We start from the raw sequence: 17,870 nt of genomic DNA, 5'->3' as shown, positions 1-17,870 counted from the left end.
TTAATTAGTTATTTCTTTTAATAGGTCAGCAAACACATTCAATGCTTCTAAACCATCAAGAGATGGATCAGATTTTTTTTCAGTCGTGACAAGCGACTGATGCTTTTGATGAGCAACATGTCTCACATAGGTTAACTGTTTTGGCGTGATATTCTCTGCTGAAAATCCCTTAGCCGTAGTCAGTCCGCCTAAGATCATTGACGTTGGCAAATTAGAATCAATTCCTAGACTGTTTAACCCACCATAACCATTTACAATAACGCGTCCTACTGGTTTTTTAAGTATGAATTCAGTAATCACCTCGTCATTTTCTGAGTGAATGACTAAGGTATGCCCATTCTTTTTATACTCTAATAATGCAATACACTTCTCACAACCTCTTACCCAATCCGGTTCCAAATAATACGTTAATATCGGCATCGGCAAATCCTCTGCATAAGGGTTTTCCTCATTAATATAAGGTTGCTCAGATACTAAAATCCTCGTTGATTCAGGTACCTGGAACCCTGCTTTAGCTGCTAAATAGCAGGCTGACTTTCCGATACACGTTGTTGAAAGTTCACCAGAAAATGGGTAAATCAAGTTGAGTAACATCCTCTCTTCTTGTGCGGTCATAAAATAAGCACCTTCTACAATAAGCGTTTGTTTGACCTCATCAGATATTGAGTTTTCAACAACAACATACTGCTCAGCACCTGGTAATAAGCCGTTATTAAACCCTCTACTGTAGACGATAGCCTGGCATGCCTGTTTAATTCTTGCTGTTCGTTCAATAAACACAGGTGACGAGCCTACACCACCAAAAATATAAGGTGTTTTTCCTTTAGCAATGTTATCAATAAACTCAGTTGACCCAATATCTAGTAATAAGGCTAGCGATTGATGATCGCATAACTCTTCGACGCCTAAACTCGATACATTTTTCATACAACTAATAATATCGGTTGGCCCTTGATCTTTTATAATCAACTCATTAATCTGTTGGGCTAATTGTCTGGTTTCTGCAACTGCCCGTTTATCAGGAATAATAATTAAGGTATTTCCTGTCTTTAGACAAATTAGAGTTGTAACTATCATATTAAGAACTAAGTTAGTCGCTGGTAGCTGTGCTCCGATAATACCTAACGGAATCCCAACTTGAACAGGATGATGGTGCTCATCACGCTCCAACACCCCAACATACTTCTTATGACTGTACTCTTTTTCAAAATTTTCCATAAATAAGCCATACAACTCTTTTTCATCTTTTGGATTACCATACCCAGTTGACGCTACCACCGATTCAATGACTTGAGAGGAAACATTGCTAAAAGAGGCTATTAAATCAGAAACTAACTTATCCAAATAAGATTGTTCGTATTCTTTTAAGGTTTCCTGAGCTACTTTTGCTCTTTCGACCAGAATCCGAGCTTCTTGAATGGATTGTAAATCCTTATCTTCAAAAGACATCTCATTCCCTCTTTTCTTAAAGCGCTGTTGTTAAACGATAACGGTTCATTATTTTATTTAACTCAATGTGTGGACTTGGAATCACCACAGAACTATAGACCTCAGCACCCATTGCTTCTACCGCCTGGACGCCTGTTTCTACAGCTGTTTTACATGCCGCCACATCCCCTCGAACAATAACTGAAATATAACCTGAAGCCACATTCTCAAACCCTAATAGTTCAACATCTGCTGACTTACACATCGCATCTGCAGCCTCTAAAACAAACACGATTCCAAAGGTTTCGATTGCACCAATTGCTTCGTAACTTCTCATCTTGATCGCCCCTTACTCTTCATTATCCACATCATAAATTGAAACAATCTCTCCTACTGACGGAATTGGTCTTGGCATCACATTCTTTGCTGTCAATTTACCAATCGCTGAGGCCGCCTGAGCACCAGCTTCCACGGCCGTCTCTACAGCTGCAACATCCCCTTTAACCATCACCGTCACCAGTGTTGACCCGATATTCTCATAAGAGACTAACTCTACATTAGATGCTTTTAACATTTTATCGGCTGCATCTAAAGCTGGAACCAAGCCAACTGTTTCGATTAAACCTAATGCCTCTTCACCATGATATTTCATCCTATTACCTCCGTTATCTTATCGGTATTCTTGAGGGACATACTTCCCAACTGCTTGTTGACCGTCTTCCGTAATTTCAAAAGATAAGACTAATTCATCATCATTTCCTAAGCTATAATTTTTCAAATGAAGGTAACCATTTGCTTCTAAAGCCATCAAGTGATCGAGATAAAGCTCTTTGTTAAACTGTTTTTCAGAACCATATTGAGGTTTTAAACTTTCCATCACTTCTTCTAAATTTGCAGTCCCAACTTTATCTATATGATTTAACACTGCCATTCGTGTAGGTAGCAACATCTTACTCACTCTCCTTCTTTAAAAGATCTAGCGGATTCATTGTTACCAAAATAGCTCCTGCCACAATAACAATTGACCCAACCACAATAGTCGTCGTTAACGGTTGATTTAAGAATAGGACACAGAACAAGACGCCCCAGAACGCATAGGTAACATTAAGTGACATCCCGATAGCCGTTCCTACAGTTGAATTAGCTTTATACCACGTTAAGAATGACACTGCCGCACTCAAGCCTGAAATAATTAACCAATAAATAGGTTTCATTGCTAAGAATGTTTCACCTAGTAATGGGAAAGCACCTACAGCCGGTACAATTAACACCAAAACGACTAATCCAGAAATCAGTTCTCTCATATTAACAGCGACATCTGTATCAATCATCGCCCCACCGAAACTAGATAGCACACCTTCTAATCCCCAACAAACAGCTGCCACTAATGCAAAAATAATACCTAACGTAAAGTTTTCTGCACCTTCTGGTTTAGTCCAGTTAATAACAATCGCTCCTACCACACAAATGACCATCCCAACGATGACCCGTGCTGTCGGTCTTTGTTTTAAGAACACCCAAGCAAACAAGGCACCAAATAGGGCACACGTGGCAGAAATCGGAATAGCGTAAACCCCTGCTAAGGCAAGACCTATTAAATAAGCCCCATTGGCAATCGGCCCACCTAATAAGAAACCTAACACTAACAATTTACCTGGTTTTGTTTTTAAAGTTCGACGCATTTCCTTTAATCTGCCCTTTTTAGCATTGAAAAATAATAAGAAGATACCTGCAAATAAGTCATTTAAACCTGAGCATATAAAGGGAGCTGCTAGAATACCTGCCGCACTCACTAAAGGATCATAACCACTTGCAACCATTACTAAAGTTGAATAAATCCCATAAGTTAAACCTGATAGTAAACCGTTAGAAATTCCTGTTCGTCTAAATTTTTTGTTTAACGCTTTCATTTTGTCATCAGCATTACCATATGAAACGTGTTTAGGTGACATCATCACATCTGTTTTTTTACTTTCCATGTTGTTCTCCTTTTATTAATGTTCTTATTTTTTAGGTAAAAGAGTTTCAACTTCTCCGTGTGGTCGTGGAATCACGTGAACCGATATCAATTCTCCAACACGTTGTGCCGCTGCTGCTCCTGCATCTGTTGCTGCTTTAACAGCTCCTACATCCCCACGTACTAAAACCGTAACCAAACCACCACCAATTATTTCTTTTCCTACTAACGAAACATTTGCCGCTTTAACCATCGCATCTGCTGCCTCAATAGAACCAATCAATCCTTTTGTTTCCACCATTCCTAAAGCATCGTAAGCCATCTTTTTTCCTCCATCTTTTTTTATATTTGATTTATGATGTAACCATACAGCATCCCCTTAGAAGGAAGGTCAACACTTAAAAAAATTTATTTGTTAAAAACTTCACTTGATAAGGTTACATGCGCTTTAGCTGCGATTGACACTCTAATTTCCTCTTCTAAACTTGCTAAAATGCCCTCTCATCGCTAGAGACAACAACTTAAAAATTTTTTTAAACGTTTGTAAACAATATTTAATGTGAAACAAATCCCTAAAGTAAGCGTTTTCTTGAAAGGTTTATAAACCATCCTCCTAACGTCACAGTTGAAACAGGGACTTGCAAATGAACCTCTTAATGGGGTAAAATGTGCATGACTTTTAATGACAGTTTTATCATAATTATCTAATTAACGTCTTAATTTAATTTTGTTAACGTTTTATTTCATTTTTCGGATAATTTTAATCATAAGGATCACTAATAAGGAGGTTCATAAAAATGACTCATGTTGGAGTAGAACTTTGCATCAAAGACAAATTACCTGCTAAAGAAGCAGAAGAGTATTGTCGCTTATGTAAACAGCAACTTTTTACAATTGGTCAAGTATCACGTGAGTGTCATATTTCAAAAAAAGCATTACGATTTTATGAAGAAGTCGGTGTCGTTATCCCAGATAGAATCTGTCCTGTTAACGGCTATCGGTACTACACACGCGATACAATGAATCTTATCCCTGTTATTAAATACTACAAGCAAATTGGCTTTAAACTTCAAGAAATCCAAGGCGTGCAAAACAATAAAACATACTTCTATCACGAGCAAAACTTTATCTCAAAACTGGAAGAACTTTCCATTGAAAAACAAAAAATCGCTGATCGCCACACGGCAATCAACGATTGGTACAATTTATTAAGAGAAGCTTCTATGGTTATCAAAAATGATTTAACTCATATCAACATCAAATTCTTACCCCCAGCAACATACTACTGCCTGGAGCAACCCTTTAACTACGACTACCAAGAATCAGTCATCAATATTCCTTGGGTAAACTATTTAGAAAAACATCAATGCGAAATTACCGGCCCTGTTATTTTGAGTTTCTCTTCTTTCCGGGACAAAATGGCTGGCACTACGACGCAGACGACGATTATTCAGCAACCGGTTGGAACCGTTAACACATCGATTCCCTCTAAAGAAATTACACATACCATGTACGCATCCCTTTATCATATCGGGGATCCTAAAACCATTACGGATAAATATAAAATGATCGAACAATGGGCTAAAGAAAACAACTATGAACTTGAAGAGGAATGCTTAGAGCGCTCCGTTGTGGATTACTGGTCAACGACCAATATCAATGATTTCGTCACTGAGGTTTTAGTTCCGATAAAAAATAACCACTAGCCAAATTGGGCTGGTGGTTATTTTTCTATATATTTTTTTATTAATTTAAAAAGGTCTCTCTGATTCGATAATTTGTTTCATCTTCTCAATTTCATCATCCATAAATTCTGGTATGAGTATGTCACTGTCTATCGCAGATTTCATTCTTACCTCTTTTTCTAATAATCTATCATATATTTTTCTATCGATAAAGTTGAAATAACTCTGATTACTATCAGTCATTAAATAATAATATCTAGTACTTTGATTTTCTGATAATCCTAAACGATGTATTCTATCCCTAGATTGCAACATGAATGTTAAATTAAAATTATATTCAAAATAAACAGCATCATGAGCAATTGTGTGTAAAGAAACAGATTCTCCTAACGTATTAGGGTTAGAAACTAATACTTGTATCTCATCTGTATCTTTTTTAAATATATTTATTATCCTATCTCGTTCTTCTCTATCCGTACCTCCATAAATAACTTTTGCGGCAATACCATGATCAACTAAAGTATCTGTTATTTTATTTAACGTATCAACAAAAAGTCCCCAAACAACAACCTTTTTATATTTTTTTACAATCTCTATTACTAATTGAATTCCCATATCAAATTTCGGTGAAACTACTTTTGATAAATCCCACTCTTTAACATCATCTATCAAAGTATCTTTAATACTTTCTTCTAATTCTTTTTTTATATCACTATTTATTTGATTATCTTCAGAATCTAAATCCTCTTCATTAAGACCTAAATCTTTATAGTTAATCGCTTTATTCATAAGTTCCGGATTTGTCGAAAGTTGAATCATCCTTATTAATACTGCTAAAGGATATTTAGTAGTATTATATATCATTTCAGCTAATCTCAATTGTTCTGATGACGGTTTGACTCCATAAATATTATCCTCATCAGCTGGTGGTACTCCTAAATTTTCTTTATTAGTTCTCCAAAAATAAGGACTTAGCTTTTTATTAATTTGAGACACTTGGTTTCCATTTGGATTTTTTAGCATACTCTGCTCAAATCCAAAATAAGACTTATATTCCTTCTTAAATAATATATTTAAAAAATTGTATATATCAAGGTAACTATTTGGAATTGGAGTACCTGTTAAAACAAATCTGTAATCTGCTTTGTCAGCAATCTCTATCGCCGTTAGAGCTCTTTTAGACTCTACCCCCTTTACTCGATGCACTTCGTCATAGACTAACATTGTATCTTTAGTTCCTTCTAAACATTTAAGAATAGTATCTTGAAATTTGGGTAATGATTCATAATTGATTAAAACTAAGTTTGCTGAACCCCATTGCAACTCAAATTTAAATCTATCACCTTTTATAAAGTCATCATGCACACTCAATGATTTTAAATCTTTTTTATCTCCAAATACTGTAGCAAATTCTTCTTTCCAAGACATGAAAGCATTAAGCGGGCAAACTACTAAAATTCTATTGATTGGTTGTCCTACTATCAAACTATTTAAATACGCAAAAACACCAAGAATCATCGCTGTTTTTCCAGCTCCTGGGACTGAGAAATTAGCCGCTCTTTTTTGTGTAAACATGTACATAGCTGATTGTAGCTGTAATTCTTTTAAAGGTCTTGTTATTTCATTTTCCACAACTTCCCTAAATTTATAAAATTCATCATCCCAACGTCTGTCTTTATTTTTTAATGTCAATCCAGATTTTCTGTACTCTTCAATAGTATATCTTTCTTGCCGTATAAATTCATGTACTTTATCTGAAATATGAAAATTAAATTCGTGCTTATTTGCCTGTTTTACTGCCAATTCAATAATTTTTTCTATTTCTTTGTATGTTAGTTTTCTTCGAAAATATGGATAACCTTTTTGTTCATCAATATAATAAATAAATTTTGTTTTAAAGGATTTTTTTTTAATAATTTCATCAATAGTTTCATCTGTAAAATAAAAATAATTCTCATCCATATCAAATAATACTTCATTTTTTTCTGAACTAACTATCTTCTGGATTTTTCCGCAATCAAACTCTTGAATTAGAGGATAAACTATCTTTGAGGCCTCTACAACAGTTACACCAGGATACTCGTTATTCCATAGTGTTTGAAATTCATTTCTCTTACTTTTTATTCTATCTCTAACATTTGAACTAGTATCCCAAGAAAAATCAACATCAAATGAATCAAAATTATTTTCTATTGCATTCGCAGTCTCATTCATAGAACCGTTTATATATATTACGTCACCTTCATCATCTTCAAACAAGCCCCATTTTGTGTGGAATAAACCATTTTCAACAAATCCAAACTTTACATCTACCCATCCCTTGGAAATCATATATGCTAAATTTCCTAACCTCTTTTTATCCTCCTCTGTCAAAACTTCTGATTTAGAACGCTCATTATATCCACGCTTTATTTCATCAAAGTCTCTCTCTGAAATATTTTGAGAAATTATAAATTGCACATATCCTCTATTTTCAAAAATTCTATCCAAACCCTCTGCATAAATTGCCAATGCCTTACATGAAAAATAACCACTAACCCGCCTATAAGAAATAGACTCACTTAAAACAGGAATATAAAATTCTTCAGTTATATCACTTGACATTGAATTGTAGCTTGACTTAAGTGTTTTTTGAACTTTTTTTAACATATTTAAAATTCCTCTAATAGAATTTCATCAATATAATCTTTCAATGAAAGTAATCGACTTTTTAGTCTATCCATCTCTTTTTTCTCTAAATTTATTAAATGCTGTTTATTTATGGCCTCAATATTACTATGTGCTTTTTCAATTAAAGTAAGTGGGATATTTTTCTCTTTTAAATTTTTGGCTTTTTCGGAGTATTTAGATGATATTACCTTCACTTCAGACAAAGCTTGAACCGTACTTTTATCTCCATCTAATATGGTAAATAATTCTACATTATTTTTTATAGGTTTCGGTCTATCTAACACGTCTACTATAGTGTCTGTGGCCTCTTCCATCTCTTCAATAAATTTTTGTTCAGTATCTGTTCCAATAACATCTTTTACAACCTGTCTGAATTCTGATTTAAAATCTTCATTCGATGAGCGCATTTGAATAATTTTTGAAAATAAAGTATTTAAAATTTGTGGTAGATTCTCAGAGTTTTTATTTTTTCTATACAGCGGGAGCATTTCTTGAATTGGTCCATCCAAATCTAATTCTTTTGCCAAAGAAAAATTATCTTCATCAACATTCACAAAATTTAAAAATTCAACAATCAACTCTGCTTCTAAAATCCTCTTATTAACATCTACTGCCTTTATCCCTGCATATTCAGCATATTCTTTTGCACTCATAATATTATTTTTTTTCACTGTTTTAAAAGCATCCATTGCTCTATCTATAGGATTATAATCAACTTTATCTAACTTACCAAACTGTATTTGTAATTCTAATGATTTAATCTTCTTTTGATCATCATGATTTTGAACTGATAAATCATCCAGTATTACCGCCTCAAAATATTGTTGCTCTAATATTGAATCATCCTGTTCTAATAACCGTAAAGCTGTAAATCTTCTATTTCCATCAATAACTCGCCCATCACTTAAGACATACCCCGGTTCTTCCTGTCTTTTTATCGAAATATCTCTTTTTAATTTATTCATATCTTTCTTTGTTTTTTGATCGCTATCTGTTAATATTTTTTGGATTATTTTATTATATTCCTCACTATGTTCTGGTATTAATGTTCCTTTAGCATTTTCATATTCAGATAACGCCACACCAATCCGACCATTTTGATTGTTGTAATATAAGTACTCTAGTGGAATTGAATATGTTTTACCATCATATTTATCACCATTCGCCTTTTTTATTGGCACATTTATACTGTGTCCGCCTTCTTTTATAATACCTTTTCTATATAACTCAAATAAATCAACTTTTTTTAACATAAAAATTCTCCTCTATAATCCTATAATTTCTTTTACATAATCTTGATTGAACCAGAAACGTTGTTTAACAATACTTTGTCCCGTAGGTAGCATAGTTTTATCTTCACCATTTTTTGCTCCAGGTCTTAAATGACCTAAATAGTTAAAAGTACTTTTAGGTAAATTATTTTTATTAACAATAACACCATTTTTTTGTGTACATTTTACAATTTCCAACTCATTCTCATTAATTAAAGAATGCACTCTTTGCCAAACCTCTTTTAACCCATGATTCAAATCATATTCTGGCATTTTCCATATTCTAACATCTAAAAAAGTTATCTCATCATCCTTTACTCTTTTTCCGGATGGATATTGTTGGAAAATGAAAAAAACTAAAAATCTTTCATTAAAATATTGATATAAAGAACTTTCTTGCCAGTTGTTTACTGTTGACCAGTGATTGAAATCGACAGGCATAAAGGACATTGCTTCGGCTGGCTCTTCCATTCCAGTCAATCTTACTGTTTTTAAAACAGCATTAACTCTATTATCGCATAATGTAAATTGATTATTAGTAAGTCCTAACATTTTTCTAGCTAATCGTACAAATGAAGCCTTATTATCTTTGCTTGGCATACCTAACTCTATTTTTAGTTCTGATACTTTTCTCCCTTTATATTCACTTAATTTTCCATTAATTTCTTTCTGAGCTTCATCTAACAAAACCATATTTTCCATAAACTTTCTCTCCTCAAATAAGTTTTTTAAATCTCCTAGATACTCTATCCGTATCATTAATCATTTTACACATCATATTTAAGAATCCCCAAACCCACTTAAATACTCCTCCATATTTTCAATGTTATTTATACCTGATTTTTTTAAGATTTCTATGATGTCAATTCCACTTAATATCAAGACCTTATGACCATCCTCAATTATTTCACTGTAGCTTTGAGAATGAATATAACTTGTTGTAACAAAAACACCAAAATCATTTTTCTTTAATCTTGAAATTAATCTTGATGTCTGTTTAACGCCCACACCATTATTCAAATCAAAACATTTCGCTTCCAAATAACAAGGGATACTTACCTTACTATTAGCTGTCCCTATTTGAAAATGTCCTACACCATCTATCCCCCCATCTCTAACTCCTCTTGTAGCTTCTAAATAGAAGCGACTATCCAACTGCTTAACAATATCTATCGCTACCTCTTCAAAGCCTATGGGATTATCTTTAAATTTTTCTTTTATCATCTTTAACATTTTATAATTTAAACTGTCCTCTTTGGGAAGCTGTTCTGACTTAGTTCGAATATTTTTCGTTCTTTCTGCTTGTAAAACCATTGGATTCTTTAGCTCTTGCATTTTTTTATACTCTAGCCATACAGGTGGTGCGAACTCATCTTGATTGCTTGCACCTGTCAAAAGAGCATCTATCCACTCTCTTTTGATTGGATTCATTCCCGTATCTAGGATAGAAAAATTAGCCTCATAATTCTGAAATCTATTACCTTCATTGTCTGTTCTCCAAATTGCTTTTAATAACTCATCTTGTCTTACCCCTACAACATTTGGAACTAAAAGACCAACAAATTGTATGCTCCTATTACTTTTTCTTGTTGGATATTTCTTAAATGCAAAAACTGGCATATTTTTCCAATCAAATTCATCAGAGCAATCAAAGAGTCTTTCTAGATATTTATTACCATTCGCTTTTGTTTGGCGCAATGAGTTCCCCGCTTTTTTATTATCGCCATAATACCTAACTACTCCAAGTTCTTTATTAATATAATCTGGCCAATTTACATCTTCTCCCGAAGTATAAATATTAATATAAGCAATATTTTTCTCACTATCACGAGCTGCTCTAAAACCACCACTATTTCCTACTTTCATTAATTTAGAAAGAGGGTCATCTCCGGCATTTCCTCTATTTCCACCTTCATATACAGCATCAATAATTAAATCTGAATCTGGCATCATTTCGAACGGTATTATTTCCATACTAAACTCTCCTATTCTCAAATAAAATAACGATTCCCATCACCACAAGTATACGTTATATAGGTTGATTATAGTTATAAAAATAACACTTTCCACTTGATAATCCACTAAATACTAAAAAACACCGACACATATATACTATGGTCAGTGCTAAATATCGATTTAAAATAAAGAGTTAACCACGTGATTAGTGCATCTGAATTTGAAGTACATTTAGTTAATCTTCACTCTTTGTCACTATATTATAAATATAATCTCGATTAATAAATAAAGCTTTCTTCTTAATCTCCTTACCAGTCATCGGCATCTTAACAATAACACTTTCGCCACTGCCTTTAGGTCTGATTTGGAAAGGTACAATATCTTTTTTCTTAGGTAGACTATCTGACCATGTTTGATGACGAGTCTTCCCTTCATTATAAACTTCTACCTCGTCCTTTTGTAACATCTCTTGAATCTGATTAAATAACTTCTCTGCTTGTTCAATCAAATCCTGATTAGGTCTCCAAATTTTATAATTAACAAATCTATACTTCCCTTCTTCATACTCATCCCAAATAGCTAATACATACGTTGTTTCCGCTAACATTGAATACCAGCTTGACTCTTCAAATTCATCATATGAAAGTTCAGTAAAATCAAGATTAGGGAAGGACATATCTTGATTTTTATTTTTATAAAACCTATTTCTAACCGTCTTGATAGCATAGCCTTCTTTAATAAATTCTTCTGTCTGATTGACATTCTTTCCTTTGGTTTTAAACATCGAACTCATGACGTCAAAATGATAGCTTTTTGATTTCTTCGATGTTTTACATCCTGTTTCTTTTGTAATAACGACATCTTCTTTTCCTATGTACTTATCTAATGTTTCTCTAACGGTATCCTCAAAGGTTACTTTCTTACTAACACCTATATGTGTTATATCTTCTGGTGACATTAACCTTCTAAAATATGAAGTCATATAGCCTGTTTTGTAAGAGTAGGCTCTAGATTTGGCATCTTTATCTGAAAAAGGTTGCTTAACTAAATCCTTACCTCTTCCTTGACCTTTTGTACAAGCACCTAAATACTCTTGATCTCTTTCTGAAATCACGTCTGCTTTACCTGCTTTAATCATTGAAATTATTTGATTATAATCTCCTTCAACTACTGGTCGATCTTCCTCTGGTAAATTAAATAATACAGATTTTAAAACAGGAAAATCATTTACTGGCGTATTTTCTTTGTGTAGGTAAAAAATTAACAACATGCTTTTTGTTTTTTTATTTGGAAGACTTTCTTCAAACGTTACTTCATGATCCTTCATATAATTAATCATCCCTAAAACCAATCGTTCTTTAGCAGAGTACAGACTCCCTCTGACTTCCTTAACGGGGGTTACTTTTAGTTCGATACCGTGGTGGTTAAAATCAGCTGCTCGATCTGAGTTTGCAGGAATACCAAAGTAATCTTCTTGAATCATATTTCCAACTCGACCTTTGTTTCCTCCATTTTTAAGCCAACCACTTTTATCTAAATCACCTAAATACTGTCCCTCTAATTCTTGAGATATTTTTAAAATATCTTCTACAGACCACTCTTTTGAATAATTATAGACACTCACTATTATCGCCTCTTTTCACTTTAATTATAACGAAACTGCTTTAATTATACTATTAGAATTTCCCTCTTGATCATTCCACCAATTTACGTTATAATAAACAATGCAAATCGAAACTATGTTCTTATTTTAGTTAGGAGAATAACTATGAAAATTTTTTCTATGTTTGATGGTGTCGGAGGATTTATTATTGGTTTAAACAACTCAGATTCCTCTTTCTATCAAACTATTTACTCAAATCAATACGAACCTTCACGAAAATCACAAGATGCTTATGAAGTAGGGTGCTATCGTCTTCCTAATATGGAACATATCCCCGATGACGTTTCAACTATTAAAAATGAAAAATTTAATGAGATGAAAGATAACGGTGTCGACATGATTGTTGGCGGATTCCCATGCCAAGACTACTCTGTTGCACGTAGTAAAAAACATGAACTTGGGATTGAAGGGAAAAAAGGGGTTCTTTTTTGGGAAATTATTCGAGCTACTGAGCAGATTAAACCTAAATACCTTATTCTAGAAAATGTCGATCGTTTACTGAAATCCCCCTCAAAACAACGTGGCCGTGATTTTGCTATTATGTTAGCTGCCTTTAATGAATTAGGCTACTCTGTTGAATGGCGCGTTATCAATGCCGCCGATTACGGACGTGCCCAAAGACGTCGCCGTGTTTTCTTTTTCGTTTACAGAAATGATACTGGTTGGGCTAAACACTGGGATAAACAAAAAAGTTCAACAACGCTTATAGAAGATGATACTTCAACTTATGAGGACTATATCTTTAATAGCGGACTTTTTGCTAGACAATTCCCAATCAAAGATAGCCCCTACAAAAACAGAACCGCTTCTAGCGAGTTACCTTCAGACCTTGTAGATATATCAGATAACTTTACTGGTCAAATATGGAACACAGGTATTATGAGACATGGCAAATATTACTCTATAGATACTGAACCAGCAGGGAATGAAAAACCTCTTACCTTAAGAGACATTATCGTTCCTGAATCTGATGTTCCTGAAAACTTATATATTACAGATGAACGTTTAGAAAAATTCAAGTATTTAAGAGGTCCTAAAAAGATTAAACGTACGTCGGCAGATGGCCATGAGTATACTTTCTCAGAAGGTGGAATGAGTCCTTATGATTCATTAGACTTACCTGGTAGAACAATGCTAACTTCTGAAGGCTCACTTAATCGGTCAACCCACCTTTTAAAAATTGATGACAACTATCGCCTAATAACACCTATTGAAGCAGAACGATTACAAGATTTCCCCGATGACTGGACAAGATACAAACTTACAGCAAATGGTGACAAAGTTGAAGTAAGCTACCGTATGCGCATGTTCTTTATGGGCAATGCCCTTGTAACAGGTATCGTTAAACGGATAGGCGATGAATTAAAAATTATTGATACAAAGTATTAATTCTATAACTACTATAAAAAGAGCATCCTCAAAAATTGAGGATGCTCTTTTTTATTGGTAATAACTAATGTTAATTTACAAAATCAAATGGTTCAACAATAGACAAATCTATAACCTTATTAACTATTTTATCTGGAACCTTCCCATTAGACCTGCCTTTTCCACTTTCCCATCGCTTCACTTCAGTAAACAAAGGAACTAACTTATCATGAGGAACGATTACCCAATTTTTCGAAGAATCTTTATCACTTAATGGAAAAGCCATATAAATATTTTTTTCTTTATACTTTGGATCAATCGTAATACGACCTTTGAGTTGTATTTTCAAAACATCATTGTTTTTACAATGAACTGCAATGAAGTCAGCACCTTCACTATCAACAGGTAACCAAGAACACATATATCCATAGTCGGATAAATGGGCTGCTATTTTATTATAATTACGGTGTTCTCTGAATTTTTTTCCCATATCTTCAAAAGGGTATTTACTTAATTTATTTAACACATTATTCTCCTTCTAATTAAATAATATTATATACATTAAATTTTTACTGTTTTGTAACCCACCATTTTAATCATACCTTTCAATCTCCGAGTAATTCACCATCGTCTTCTCTTTACCACCACTAGGATCTAGTAATACTGCAAAATCAACACCTGTTGGTCTTATTTGCTGGTCAATTCTACCATCCTTATAAACAACAAACGATAACGAGCCTTTTTCTAACTGCGGATAAATTGGTTTATCAATCAGAATAGAGACACTGTAATTCTCACCAATCTCATTACTATGTAACTTAGTTGCCATTTCATCCTCTCGGTGACCTTGAACCTTATAATCAGACTGATTCCATAACGCCTCATTATCTAAAACATAAGCGACCGCCTCATCAAATGAATTTATTTTATCCTCAGCAATAGTTGGCGGCTCGATTTCTTCTCCAAATACCTTAATCAACTCTTCTTTCGATACATCCATTACTAAATACGTGGTAGAGACTGTTTTAAAGTCATAATTCATGTTACCGATTTTAGCTTCTAGCTCCCCTACTGAGTTAATTCTAAAAACATAGTCACTGCCTGTTTGTGGTTTCCCTACTTGAGAATAAAGCATATCATCGGTTTGATTAATAGCAGTTGATATAACATAATCATCATTCCATCTATCACTGAAAACTAACACTTCTCTTACCCACTTTTCCATTTCTTCAGTGGTCAAACTCAACTCTTTTTTTTGCGATACCGTTGTTTCGGTCATAGAACCCTCACTATTTTTTGACACCTCAGTTACTTCCCCTTCAGAATGAGTGACATTCTGATTTTCTTGTTTACATCCACCTACTATTGCTATCACACTTAAACAACAAACACCCAACATTATTTTTTTCATATGTTATTTTCTCTCCATTCCTAGCTCAATGCTAAAAAAATGTTTCTTTCAATTAATTATACCAAACCTGATTATCACTATATATATAAAGTGTTATTTTTGAACAACTCTGATAGTTTATACATAAAAAAAGAGGTCACTTTTATCATGACCTCTCCTTTTTTAGCCCCTATTTAACTGGTTAATTTCTCTAAAATCATATCTTTATACTTGTTATTCTCAAATTCATCATACCGTATTTCTAGGTAACCAAATCCACGATTAAGTGCACAGTTTTTCTTATACTCGTCTTTCCATCTCTGGTACTCAAAACCTTCTTCATTACGATGAAATATCTCAACGAATTTATAATGTTGTTCACCCTGTACTTCAATAATTAACTTTTCATTGATGAGCTGGAAGTCATAAGGTAACGGCATGTTGGTTGTTGGATTTATGCACCTTAAGGTTTTATGCTGAGAAACAAAATGATACCCACGTTCTTTTAAAAATTGAGTTACAAGATACTCGTAACTAGACATCGTGCTTGTACAATTGTGCCCTGCAGTTAGATTACTCTCTAATGCCAAATGTTCTTCATTACACCTTAAACACTTATAGTGAATTGTTAAATCATTGTAGTTCCCACTTACAGCCAACAACTCACAATCAGCTCGCTTAGAAAAAATAACTTTTATATAGTCAGGTATGTTGTAATCGCCCTTACTAAAATAGGGATTCTCTTTCAATTGCTTTCGTTTGTACTCTCGATTTCTTCCAGCATCTTTCATAGCATAGGCTCTTTCATGTTTCAATGGTCTAGCTATTTCATTAAATCTAACCTCAGGAATCTCATTAATATAAGAAAACAACTCTTCACCCGTCATTTTCTTTTGTTCCATTCTATGAAGAAACTTAACAATACTTAACTTTCCTGAACGCTTATTCTTCCTATTCACGATACTCTCAGTTTGATCGTAGGTGTCATTTAACCACTTAATTTTTTTATTACAGGTCATACAACATCTTGTTTTAGCTTTAGACTTTCGCTCGCATATAGGACAGACTTTTTTGTATTCTATTTGTTCTACTTTAACTTTTGGTAATTTTTCTTTCTTTCGGTTAGACATGAACACACCTCTCTAGTATTAATTATACCTATTATTTTTTTACAAATAAGAAAATGTCTCTCTAAAACAGATCATTCCATACAAAAAAAACACCACTAAACTTTCGCTTAGTGGTGTTTCGCATTATTTTAAATTTCCTCACCATTTGGACAACATGTTTTCTTAAATAATCAATACGGTACTCGTTGTGGATTTTACCATCCTCTGTCATTGTATCTTTGGCACCTAAGCCATTTTCACAGACAAACAATGGGATTTCATAACGGTCGTATAATTTCATTAATGAAATACGTAGGCCGATTGGATCAATGGTACTTTAATAGACCTAATAATCAAATTGACGGTAATAGCGTCTAATATCTAACGGATGACAATTCAGTTGTTCAACATGTGCATCAATTCTTTGAGTGACAGCATGCATTAATAAGAATGACAGAATACGTCCACGGTATTTTTCACTAATCCCCGGTACAGCATAATCTTTCGTATCGATTAACGTATAGTTCGCGCAAATTCGTGGTAATAGATTTTTTACTCGTTCAGCTAATGGACGTTGTTCATCTTCTCCTAAGAATAAAGTGACCGCTGTTGTTTCTTCAACAATTTCTAAAGTCCCATGCAGAAATTCTGGTGCTGTGATTGACTTAGATGGCAACCAACTTTGCTCTTCCCAATAGCACATGGCATACGAATAACAAGCTCCCCATTGATTTCCCGCCGCAATAAAGTAGTGCATTGGATCATGACGATGTTTTTCAGCAAACTCTAATCCAAAAGCGTCAGCTTGCTTTTCAGCTTCAACAAGACCTTTTGGTAAATGTGCTTCTAATTCTGCATAGTATGTATCATAATCTGTAAACTCACCATTCTTATGCATTAATCGATCAGCAGTCATGAAGAATTTTATTTGTTCTGTTCCTGGATTAGGATAACTAATCACATAATCACATTGCTCAGCTAAAGGGCTATCTGCTTTGTCGATAAAACCAACTAATGTAGCACCAACTTTTTTTATCCCTTTTAAAGCTTCTACTACTTCTTGTGTAGTACCAGTCACTGATGATAAAATGACCAATGATTCTTTAGTTAAGCGTTGATTTCCTGTTGTATAGTACTCTGCAGCATGTTGAACACTAACAGGCAAATTACTTTTACCTTTAATATATGTTTCTGCCTGTAAAGCAGACGCATAAGTTCCACCAATTCCTAGATAAAAAATATTATCAAACCCTTTTTCCCACACCTCATCGATTATTTTTTCTACTTGTGGTCTTAGAGCTAGTGCTCCCTCGATATCTTTAATTTGTTGTGCTTCGTTAAATTTTAACATGTGATCTCTCCTCTATTTTTAT

Annotated in this window: 17 protein-coding genes and 1 pseudogene; 2 read left to right on the top strand and 16 right to left on the bottom strand. The window is 33.7% G+C overall.

Translation table 11 applies throughout. From position 1 onward, the window contains the following. Genes OL233_RS07680 through eutM form a run of 6 tightly spaced genes read right to left on the bottom strand, consistent with a single transcriptional unit; the run spans position 1 to position 3,707 of the window. A complete protein-coding gene (locus OL233_RS07680) occupies positions 1-1,449 on the bottom strand; it encodes an aldehyde dehydrogenase family protein (RefSeq protein WP_275471748.1) in 1,449 nt (482 codons plus the stop codon). Between the two features lie 16 nt (positions 1,450-1,465). After that, a complete protein-coding gene (locus OL233_RS07675) occupies positions 1,466-1,765 on the bottom strand; it encodes a BMC domain-containing protein (protein WP_275471747.1) in 300 nt (99 codons plus the stop codon). Between the two features lie 12 nt (positions 1,766-1,777). Then, entirely contained in the window at positions 1,778-2,080 is a 303-nt protein-coding gene (locus OL233_RS07670; protein ID WP_275471746.1) for a BMC domain-containing protein, read from the bottom strand. An 18-nt stretch (positions 2,081-2,098) separates the two neighbouring features. Beyond that, entirely contained in the window at positions 2,099-2,377 is a 279-nt protein-coding gene (locus tag OL233_RS07665; protein ID WP_275471745.1) for a hypothetical protein, read from the bottom strand. 1 nt (position 2,378) lies between these two features. Continuing rightward, positions 2,379-3,407: a DMT family transporter gene (locus OL233_RS07660; protein ID WP_437184412.1), complete on the bottom strand. Its 1,029-nt coding sequence runs from the start codon at positions 3,405-3,407 to the stop codon at positions 2,379-2,381. 24 nt (positions 3,408-3,431) lie between these two features. After that, positions 3,432-3,707 carry an ethanolamine utilization microcompartment protein EutM gene (gene eutM / locus OL233_RS07655; protein ID WP_275471744.1) on the bottom strand — a complete coding sequence of 92 codons (276 nt, stop codon included), beginning with the start codon at positions 3,705-3,707 and terminating at the stop codon, positions 3,432-3,434. Positions 3,708-4,182: 475 nt separating this feature from the next. Between eutM and OL233_RS07650 the strand changes: the two genes are divergently transcribed. Beyond that, positions 4,183-5,091 carry a MerR family transcriptional regulator gene (locus OL233_RS07650; protein ID WP_275471743.1) on the top strand — a complete coding sequence of 303 codons (909 nt, stop codon included), beginning with the start codon at positions 4,183-4,185 and terminating at the stop codon, positions 5,089-5,091. Positions 5,092-5,136: 45 nt separating this feature from the next. Here OL233_RS07650 and OL233_RS07645 read toward each other — a convergent pair whose 3' ends face one another. The 5 genes from OL233_RS07645 to OL233_RS07625 all read right to left on the bottom strand — a co-directional run bounded on the left by OL233_RS07645 (position 5,137) and on the right by OL233_RS07625 (position 12,591). Then, positions 5,137-7,719 carry an SNF2-related protein gene (locus tag OL233_RS07645; RefSeq protein ID WP_275471742.1) on the bottom strand — a complete coding sequence of 861 codons (2,583 nt, stop codon included), beginning with the start codon at positions 7,717-7,719 and terminating at the stop codon, positions 5,137-5,139. A gap of 2 nt (positions 7,720-7,721) precedes the next feature. Further along, positions 7,722-8,993: an RNA polymerase subunit sigma-70 gene (locus OL233_RS07640; protein WP_275471741.1), complete on the bottom strand. Its 1,272-nt coding sequence runs from the start codon at positions 8,991-8,993 to the stop codon at positions 7,722-7,724. Between the two features lie 12 nt (positions 8,994-9,005). After that, positions 9,006-9,713, bottom strand: a complete 708-nt coding sequence (locus OL233_RS07635) for a PDDEXK family nuclease (RefSeq protein ID WP_275471740.1) — start codon at positions 9,711-9,713, stop codon at positions 9,006-9,008. A gap of 78 nt (positions 9,714-9,791) precedes the next feature. Further along, positions 9,792-10,985 carry a restriction endonuclease gene (locus OL233_RS07630; RefSeq protein WP_275471739.1) on the bottom strand — a complete coding sequence of 398 codons (1,194 nt, stop codon included), beginning with the start codon at positions 10,983-10,985 and terminating at the stop codon, positions 9,792-9,794. 217 nt (positions 10,986-11,202) lie between these two features. Continuing rightward, positions 11,203-12,591, bottom strand: coding sequence for a Sau3AI family type II restriction endonuclease (locus OL233_RS07625; protein WP_275471738.1), 1,389 nt, complete (start codon positions 12,589-12,591; stop codon positions 11,203-11,205). Between the two features lie 144 nt (positions 12,592-12,735). Between OL233_RS07625 and dcm the strand changes: the two genes are divergently transcribed. After that, the gene (gene dcm, locus OL233_RS07620; RefSeq protein WP_275471737.1) at positions 12,736-14,019 is read left to right on the top strand and encodes a DNA (cytosine-5-)-methyltransferase; all 1,284 of its coding nucleotides are present in this window, start codon (positions 12,736-12,738) and stop codon (positions 14,017-14,019) included. Positions 14,020-14,089: 70 nt separating this feature from the next. On the opposite strand, the gene OL233_RS07615 is transcribed toward dcm, so the two are convergent. From OL233_RS07615 to OL233_RS07595, 5 genes and pseudogenes are all read right to left on the bottom strand, one after another. Further along, positions 14,090-14,524 (bottom strand): hypothetical protein, encoded by a 435-nt coding sequence (locus tag OL233_RS07615; RefSeq protein ID WP_275471736.1) that lies wholly within the window; start codon positions 14,522-14,524, stop codon positions 14,090-14,092. Between the two features lie 66 nt (positions 14,525-14,590). Beyond that, on the bottom strand, positions 14,591-15,409 hold the full coding sequence (locus tag OL233_RS07610; RefSeq protein ID WP_275471735.1) for a hypothetical protein: 819 nt from the start codon (positions 15,407-15,409) through the stop codon (positions 14,591-14,593). Positions 15,410-15,582: 173 nt separating this feature from the next. Continuing rightward, positions 15,583-16,518, bottom strand: coding sequence for a PHD finger domain-containing protein (locus tag OL233_RS07605; RefSeq protein WP_275471734.1), 936 nt, complete (start codon positions 16,516-16,518; stop codon positions 15,583-15,585). A gap of 139 nt (positions 16,519-16,657) precedes the next feature. Then, positions 16,658-16,828: pseudogene (locus tag OL233_RS07600) on the bottom strand (family 1 glycosylhydrolase); the annotation flags it as partial. Positions 16,829-16,843: 15 nt separating this feature from the next. Then, positions 16,844-17,848: an SIS domain-containing protein gene (locus tag OL233_RS07595; RefSeq protein ID WP_275471733.1), complete on the bottom strand. Its 1,005-nt coding sequence runs from the start codon at positions 17,846-17,848 to the stop codon at positions 16,844-16,846. Between the last annotated feature and the right edge of the window lie 22 nt (positions 17,849-17,870).

Origin of the sequence: Vagococcus proximus (assembly GCF_029143285.1) — a bacterium.
Taxonomy (GTDB): Bacteria; Bacillota; Bacilli; order Lactobacillales; family Vagococcaceae; genus Vagococcus_D; species Vagococcus_D proximus.
This window is presented reverse-complemented; position numbering and strand designations above follow the sequence as displayed.

Bases quoted from the DNA above. Each gene is read 5' to 3' on its own strand.
- OL233_RS07650 (WP_275471743.1), top strand. From the start codon at position 4,183: ATGACTCATGTTGGAGTAGAACTTTGCATCAAAGACAAATTACCTGCT.
- OL233_RS07670 (WP_275471746.1), bottom strand. From the start codon at position 2,080: ATGAAATATCATGGTGAAGAGGCATTAGGTTTAATCGAAACAGTTGGC.
- OL233_RS07680 (WP_275471748.1), bottom strand. From the start codon at position 1,449: ATGTCTTTTGAAGATAAGGATTTACAATCCATTCAAGAAGCTCGGATT.
- OL233_RS07665 (WP_275471745.1), bottom strand. From the start codon at position 2,377: ATGTTGCTACCTACACGAATGGCAGTGTTAAATCATATAGATAAAGTT.
- OL233_RS07660 (WP_437184412.1), bottom strand. From the start codon at position 3,407: ATGGAAAGTAAAAAAACAGATGTGATGATGTCACCTAAACACGTTTCA.
- OL233_RS07675 (WP_275471747.1), bottom strand. From the start codon at position 1,765: ATGAGAAGTTACGAAGCAATTGGTGCAATCGAAACCTTTGGAATCGTG.
- OL233_RS07640 (WP_275471741.1), bottom strand. From the start codon at position 8,993: ATGTTAAAAAAAGTTGATTTATTTGAGTTATATAGAAAAGGTATTATA.
- OL233_RS07610 (WP_275471735.1), bottom strand. From the start codon at position 15,409: ATGAAAAAAATAATGTTGGGTGTTTGTTGTTTAAGTGTGATAGCAATA.
- dcm (WP_275471737.1), top strand. From the start codon at position 12,736: ATGAAAATTTTTTCTATGTTTGATGGTGTCGGAGGATTTATTATTGGT.
- OL233_RS07645 (WP_275471742.1), bottom strand. From the start codon at position 7,719: ATGTTAAAAAAAGTTCAAAAAACACTTAAGTCAAGCTACAATTCAATG.
- OL233_RS07605 (WP_275471734.1), bottom strand. From the start codon at position 16,518: ATGTCTAACCGAAAGAAAGAAAAATTACCAAAAGTTAAAGTAGAACAA.
- OL233_RS07595 (WP_275471733.1), bottom strand. From the start codon at position 17,848: ATGTTAAAATTTAACGAAGCACAACAAATTAAAGATATCGAGGGAGCA.
- OL233_RS07635 (WP_275471740.1), bottom strand. From the start codon at position 9,713: ATGGAAAATATGGTTTTGTTAGATGAAGCTCAGAAAGAAATTAATGGA.
- OL233_RS07630 (WP_275471739.1), bottom strand. From the start codon at position 10,985: ATGGAAATAATACCGTTCGAAATGATGCCAGATTCAGATTTAATTATT.
- eutM (WP_275471744.1), bottom strand. From the start codon at position 3,707: ATGGCTTACGATGCTTTAGGAATGGTGGAAACAAAAGGATTGATTGGT.